1 pseudogene is annotated in these 1,422 nt (G+C 57.6%); it reads right to left on the bottom strand.

Going from position 1 to position 1,422, the window contains the following annotated elements:
• A pseudogene (locus ACIQUB_RS31455) lies at nucleotides 1–1,350 on the bottom strand (IS701 family transposase); the annotation flags it as partial.
• Nucleotides 1,351–1,422: the final 72 nt, after the last annotated feature.

Here is a 1,422-nt window from a genome sequence, read left to right as displayed (position 1 = left end):
CACTACTTTGGCAGAATAGATTCTGGGGTTTGAATTAGCCCGTTGCAGTGGGGACATCGGATTATCGTCATTGGTCTGGCGAGTGCGCTGATGACGGCTCGACGAATAGCGGGCAAGGTGGGCTCAGGCGGCCCCTCGCGTATTTGTCGCTTGTTTTTTTTCCCGCTTTGCAGTCTGCAATCTCTGGTGCTGGAGGAAGGCATAGGCGATCATTGTCATCAGAGCGTGCCGGTGTAGCCCTTGCCATGATCGGCCTTCGAAGTGGTCAAGGCCGAGTTCCTCTTTCATCTGCTGATGCGCTTGCTCGCAAACCCATCTCGCCTTGATGGCGGCCGCCAGCGCTTTTAATGTCGCATCGGCTGGCAAGTTGGACAGGTAGTATTTGCGCTCGTCGTTTGATCGCCATTCGCCAACCAGCCAGGCTTCCTCACCCGGCATGTGTTGCTGTCCCTTGTCAAGAATGCGTTGCGGCGTGCCGTCGGCGATCCGAACGCGCAATGCTGCAAAACGTGCTGTCAGGCGACCTTTTGTACCATGCCTCCAACTGACCTTTTTCCAGCGTGCAGAAGTCAGCATCGTTTCCGCGGAAACCGACAGTGTGTCGGGGATCGGATGCTTGCGAGGACGGCCATGACCGGCAACGGGGAAGATCAATCCGACATCATAGGGATAGACCTTCTGATGCTTGGGGATGCCGACAGCCCAGGTGAGGCCACGTCCACTCAATCCCTGGCGAAAGGCCGCCGACAGGCCGTAGCCCGCGTCAGCCAGAACCGTGCCGAACCGGACACCCGTCACGGTCAACCGATCGATTTCGGCAAGAGCAATCTCCGGCTTCGTGCGAGATGTCTGCATGGCATCGGGAACCCCGGCCTTGGCCATCCGCTCCTTGTCGCTCGTCCAGCTCTCGGGTAAAAACAAACGCAAGCCCACCGGAACCGGCACCTCGTCTCGGGCAAGCGTCACCGAAACCAGCGTCTGGCAATTTGCTCTCTTGCCCAGCATCGAGGCGTATTGCGGTGCGACTCCGACCGAATGATCGCCCTTCTTCGGCAAACCGGTGTCATCGATCACCAGAAACGCATCGGATGCGCCAACGATCCTGTCCGCCTGCAGCGCAAGCTCGGTCTCAAGAGGAACAGCATCCCAAAGGCCATCGGAAATGAAATGGTGGAGGCGGTCGTAATGGCCAGGCGCAAACCGTTCCGCCATCGGCTCGATGCTCTTGCGGTCACCCGGACCAATGAGCCCGGACACGTAAAGAGGGCACATCTGTCGCCGTTTCTTGTGTCCGAGCTTCTCTAGAAATGGCTGCAAAAATGCTGAAAGCTCCGTATCCCAATCTGCCATGTCGCGCCCTCAAATGAAGAGAGCACAAATCATCTCAAACCAGCCTTGCCCGAATCTGCCAAAGTAGTGCTA

This window comes from Rhizobium sp. NPDC090275, from assembly GCF_044772225.1.
In the GTDB taxonomy this organism is placed as follows: domain Bacteria; phylum Pseudomonadota; class Alphaproteobacteria; order Rhizobiales; family Rhizobiaceae; genus Rhizobium.
Note: the sequence above shows the minus strand (reverse complement) of the source record. Positions and strands in the feature narration are given on the sequence as shown.